We start from the raw sequence: 4913 nt of genomic DNA on the forward strand, positions 1-4913 counted from the left end.
GGGCGAGGTGCGCCGCGTGGTGCTTCCGTCGCCCAGCTGCGAGTAGTCGTTGCGGCCCGAGCACCAGGCCTGTCCCACGCCGTCCAGCCCGCAGGTCTGCTCCGATCCGGCCGTCACCAGTCCGTAGCTGACGCCCACGGGCTGCGAGACGGCGGTGGGGGTCAGCGCTCCGGTCAGCGTTCCGTCACCGAACTGCCCCTGCGTGTTGCGGCCCCAGCAGTAAGCCTGTCCGCCGCCGGTGACGCCGCAGGTGTGCGAGCCGCCGGTGGACAGTTGCGCAAAGGTGACGCCCGCGGGCTGCACGACGGCCACGGGCACCTTGCGCGGCGACACCGTGGTGCTGTCGCCCACCTGCCCGTAGAAGTTGTGCCCCCAGCAGTACGCCTGTCCGCCCGACGTCAGCCCGCACGAGTGGTTGTACTCGGTGGCGATGGAGGTGAACGTTACCCCCACCGGCTGCTGCACCGCCACGGGAATGCGGCTGCCCAGAAGGGAGTTGTTGCCCACCGCGCCGTCGCCGCCGTAGCCCCAGCAGTACGCCTGGCCCGTGGTGGCCAGGGCGCAGGTGTGCATTCCGCCCGCGGTGATGGCGCTGAACGTGACGCCGGCGGGCATGCGCACCGCCACCGGCGTCACGGCGAAGGTCTTGGTGCTGTCGCCGATCTGCGCGTAGGAGTTGTTCCCCCAGCAGTACGCCTGCCCCGAGCCGTTCAGCCCGCAGGTGTGGGCGTTGCCCGCGCTGATGCTGGTGAAGGCGATGGCGCCCAGCGGCTTTACCGCGACGGGCATCAGGGGCAGCACCGTGGTGCTGTCGCCCAGGCGGCCGTCGCCGTTGGCGCCCCAGCAGTAGGCCTGCCCCGCCGAGGTGAGGGCGCAGGTGTGGATGGCTCCCGCGCTCACCTGGGTGAAGGTGACGCCGGAGGGGTGATAGACCGCGACCGGCACCGTGGTGGATGCGGCCGTGCTGTCGCCCAGCTGGCCGACGGCGTTGCGGCCCCAGCACCAGCCCTGGCCGGCCGAGGTCAGCCCGCAGCTGTGGGTGGAGCCGGCGTCGATGGTGACCAGCGCGTTGGTGGGGATCACGGTCAGGGCGGGGCTGGCCGGCTGGGCCGCGCGGGGGGCCAGGGGCTGGTCGGCGCAGGCGGCCAGTGCGGCCACGCCGAGCAGGGTGAACGCGGTGCGGAAGAACATTGGGGGCTTCATGGTGGGTTCCGGGTGCGGAGTGGGTGAGAACCTGCGTGGTCCTCCAAGGTGCGGGCTCCGCCTCGTGCCGGTCAACGGAAATCTTGTCTCTATTTGGGTACTCGTGCGAAGTGCGCCGTCGCATGCGGAACGTGGCCGCGAGTGACGGCCGATCACATTTATGCAGGAAACGGGAAGTACCAGCCGAGCGAGCAGCGCGGTCCGCCTCCATACGATGACCCTCCGCCACTCATCTCCCGCCGGCTGAACACTCGCGAGCGGCCGCCGCCCGGCGATATCTTCGCCCGATCCCGGCACACGCGTGCGAACTCCGAGCCAGCCGGCGCGTCGTCCGCCGGCCTATTCCGCATCGTTTTTCCCATGACCGAGCATCCCGCCGCTCCCAGCCACCCGCGCCCAAACACGCCCGTGTGGGACGACGAGCCCTGGGCCGCGCTGCCGACCCTGCAGGGCGACGTTTCCGCCGACGTGTGCGTGGTGGGGCTCGGGGGCTCGGGGCTGGCCGCGGCCGCGGAGCTGCTGGACCACGGGCTGAGTGTCGTGGGGGTGGACGCCGGGATGGTGGCGGGCGGCGCGGCGGGACGGAACGGCGGGCTCTTGCTGGCGGGAACCTACGACTTCTACCACGACGCCGTCCGCAAGCTGGGGCACGCGTGGGCGAGTTCGGTCTACCGGCTGACCGTGGAGCAGGTGGCGCGGATGGCGGCGGAGACGCCGGAGGCCGTGCGGGTCACCGGCTCGCTTCGCATTGCCGATACGCCCGAGGAAGAAGCGGACTGCCGGAGCCAGATGCAGGCGCTGCAGGCGGATGGCTTCGCGGTGGAGTGGTACGACGGACCGGAGGGGCGCGGCCTTTTGTTCCCCGACGATGCCGCCTTGCAGCCACTGCGCCGCTGCCGCACGCTCGCGCGCCGCGCCGTGCACCGGGGCGCGCGCCTGTACGAGCACTCGCCAGCCATCGAGATCGGCCACGGCGAAGTGGTGACGCCCGCCGGGCGCGTGCGGTGCGGCGCCGTGATCGTGGCGGTGGACGGACGGCTAGACGGCCTGATCCCCGAGCTTCGGGGCCGGGTGCGCACCGCCCGCCTGCAGATGCTGGCGACCGCGCCCACCGACGAGGTGCGCCTGCCGCGGCCCGTGTACGCGCGATGGGGCTATGAGTACTGGCAGCAGCTGGCCGATGGACGCATCGCGCTGGGCGGGTTCCGCGACTTCGGCGGGGAGGGGGAGTGGACGGAGGAGTGGGAGCCGTCCGAAACCATGCAGGCGCGGCTGGAAGGGTTTCTCCGCGAGCGCATCGGCGTGCGGGCGCCGGTTACGCACCGGTGGGCGGCGTCGGTGGGCTACACCCCGTCCGGGCTGCCGGTGCTGGAGGAGGTTCGCCCCGGCGTGTGGGCGGCCGGCGGCTACAGCGGCACCGGCAACGTCATCGGCGCCCTCTGCGGCCGCGCGATGGCGCAGATCGCCGTGACGGGCAGCTCCGCGCTCGCCGACATCCTGCGGGAGCCGGCCAGGGTGGCCTCCGTCTAGCTGCAGCGGATTGCCCGGGCTCAGTGGCTGACCGCGAAGAACTCAAGCCCGCCCTCGAGCGTGTAGAGCGGCTGCACTCGCCCGAACGAGGGTACGCCCGCCAGGCGGGCGATCTCGTCCGCTCCCTCGCCGATGGCCAGCGCCGGGCCCAGGGCGAGATAGGGGCGGATCTCCTCCAGCCGGTACCACCGGCCCTGAACGCCCAGCGCGGCCGCGGCGAAGGCGTACCTTCGCGGCGCCGGGAAGCGGTTCTCCCGCCTGGCGGTGGAATCGGTGTTGAACCGGATCGTCGTTCCTCCGATGTCCACGCCCACGAAGGTCTGCTCGCTGAAGACGCCGTAGCGCTGGGCGCCGCAGCTTGCGGCGTAGATGCCCGCGTTCCCCGTCGCGGTGCAGCGGAGCGCCACCTGGTCCGCCACGAAGGTCTTCAGCGACAGCGACACGCCCATGCGCACCCCGTACTCCACCGAGAACGCGAGGGACGTTTCGCCCGCGCTCTGGGCATTGGCGGCACCGGCGGCGAACGCCGCGGCAAGGATCGGGAGCGAGCGGAGGAATCGCGTCATGGGCGGGGCAGGGGGTGCAGGTCGGATGGGGTGCGGGGCAGGATTTCGCGGTGCTGTTCGTACTGGCCGGAGTAGCCCGTTACCTGCAGCCACTGCCCGGGGCGGATGGCGCTCACGTCGATCCCCGACTGCGCATCCACGAACACCAGCAGCGCCCCGGAGCCGTCGTCCAGCATCAGCTTCCAGCCCCATGGCCGGTCGTCCAGCACCTCCCCCGTCACGCGCCCGCGGACCTGGATCAGCAGACCCTCCGACCCTTCCTTCACCCTGCCCGTGCGGATGAGGCGCGGGGAGGGGAGCTCGGCGTTTCCCAGAACCTGAATGGAACCCGGGTCGATCGCCAGCTGGTTCTGCGGATTGGAAGTGGTGCCGGTGATGCTCACCAGGGTGCCGGCCGCGTAGCGCGACGAATCGGCGGGGGCCGTGACGTAGATGCCGCCCGTTGCGTCCTGCACGGCGAATCCGCCATCGAACGTGCCCGACGCGACGGTCACCACGCCTGCGACCGAACCGCTGGAACCCACCGGTGCCTGGCGGATCTGCTGGATGGCGAGGGATCGGGGCGGCGGCACACGCTTCGTGTTCACGCACGTGGTGACGGGCGCGAGCGCGAGCGCGGCGGTGAGGATAGGAAGGGTTCGCATCGGCATACGGGGAGGCGGGGCGACGATGGTCATCCCAAGATCCTGTTCGGTGGTGCCGGTCCGCAAGCGCGTTGAGGCATTGATCCGGAATCGCTTGATCGGGGCTCGGCTGCGCGCTATCGTCACGAATCCCCGGTTCCATCGTCCTGGTCATCCCCGAAGTGCCGTGACTTCTCGATTCCTCCCGTCCGCGCTCGTTCCCCTGCTGGCGCTGGCCGCCGCGCCCGCCGCGGGGCAGCAGCTTTCGCCCCAGGAGCAGGCCATCGTGCGCTCCGTGGATGCCCACGCGGCCGACGCGGTGAGCTTTTTGGAGCGCATCGTCAACATCAACAGCGGCACGCTCAATCCGCAGGGCGTGCGCGAGGTGGGCCGGCACTTCGAGGCGCCGCTGGACTCGCTGGGGTTCGACGTGCGGTGGATCAGCATGCCGGATTCGCTGAACCGCGCCGGGCACCTGTTCGCCTACCGCACCGGGACGCGGGGCAAGCGCGTGCTGCTGATCGGCCACCTGGACACGGTGTTCGAGAAGGACGACGCCTTTCAGCGCTTCGTGCGCGAGGGACGGTACGCCACCGGGCCGGGGGTGAACGACATGAAGGGCGGCGACGTGGTGATCCTGTATGCGCTGCGGGCGCTTCACGCGGCGGGCGCGCTGGAGGGCACCACCGTCACCGTCGCGCTCACGGGAGACGAGGAGTCGGCGGGGCGGCCGCTGGAGATCTCGCGGCACCACCTGATCGAGGCGGGTCGGAACAGCGATGCGGCGCTGGAGTTCGAGACCGGGTCGCGCGATTCCGTGGGCGAGTACGCCGTGGTGGCGCGGCGCAGCAGCAGCGGGTGGACGCTCCGGGTCACCGGGCGGACGGGGCACTCGTCCGGCGTCTTCAGCGAAGGCGCGGGGAGCGGGGCGATCTACGAGGCGGCGCGCATCCTCACCGCCTTCCACGAGGAGCTGCGGGGGGAGCCGTAC

General features: G+C 71.4%; 5 protein-coding genes. 2 read left to right on the top strand and 3 right to left on the bottom strand.

Annotation, left to right across the window (positions count from 1 at the left end):
• A partial coding sequence (locus VIB55_RS13695) for an RCC1 domain-containing protein (RefSeq protein WP_331877214.1) occupies positions 1–1203 on the bottom strand: 1203 nt, incomplete at its 3' end.
• A 360-nt stretch (positions 1204–1563) separates the two neighbouring features.
• Here VIB55_RS13695 and VIB55_RS13700 point away from each other — a divergent pair.
• A complete protein-coding gene (locus tag VIB55_RS13700; RefSeq protein WP_331877215.1) occupies positions 1564–2733 on the top strand; it encodes an FAD-dependent oxidoreductase in 1170 nt (389 codons plus the stop codon).
• A gap of 20 nt (positions 2734–2753) precedes the next feature.
• Here the strand turns inward: VIB55_RS13700 and VIB55_RS13705 are convergent, their stop codons facing one another.
• On the bottom strand, positions 2754–3299 hold the full coding sequence (locus VIB55_RS13705) for a hypothetical protein (protein ID WP_331877216.1): 546 nt from the start codon (positions 3297–3299) through the stop codon (positions 2754–2756).
• Positions 3296–3943, bottom strand: a complete 648-nt coding sequence (locus VIB55_RS13710; RefSeq protein WP_331877217.1) for a hypothetical protein — start codon at positions 3941–3943, stop codon at positions 3296–3298. Before VIB55_RS13710 ends, VIB55_RS13705 begins: the two co-directional genes overlap by 4 nt.
• 166 nt (positions 3944–4109) lie before the next feature.
• On the opposite strand from VIB55_RS13710, the gene VIB55_RS13715 reads away from it, so the two are divergent.
• The coding region (locus tag VIB55_RS13715; protein ID WP_331877218.1) for a M20/M25/M40 family metallo-hydrolase at positions 4110–4913 on the top strand (804 nt) is incomplete at its 3' end.

The organism is Longimicrobium sp. (assembly GCF_036554565.1).
Lineage (GTDB): Bacteria > Gemmatimonadota > Gemmatimonadetes > Longimicrobiales > Longimicrobiaceae > Longimicrobium.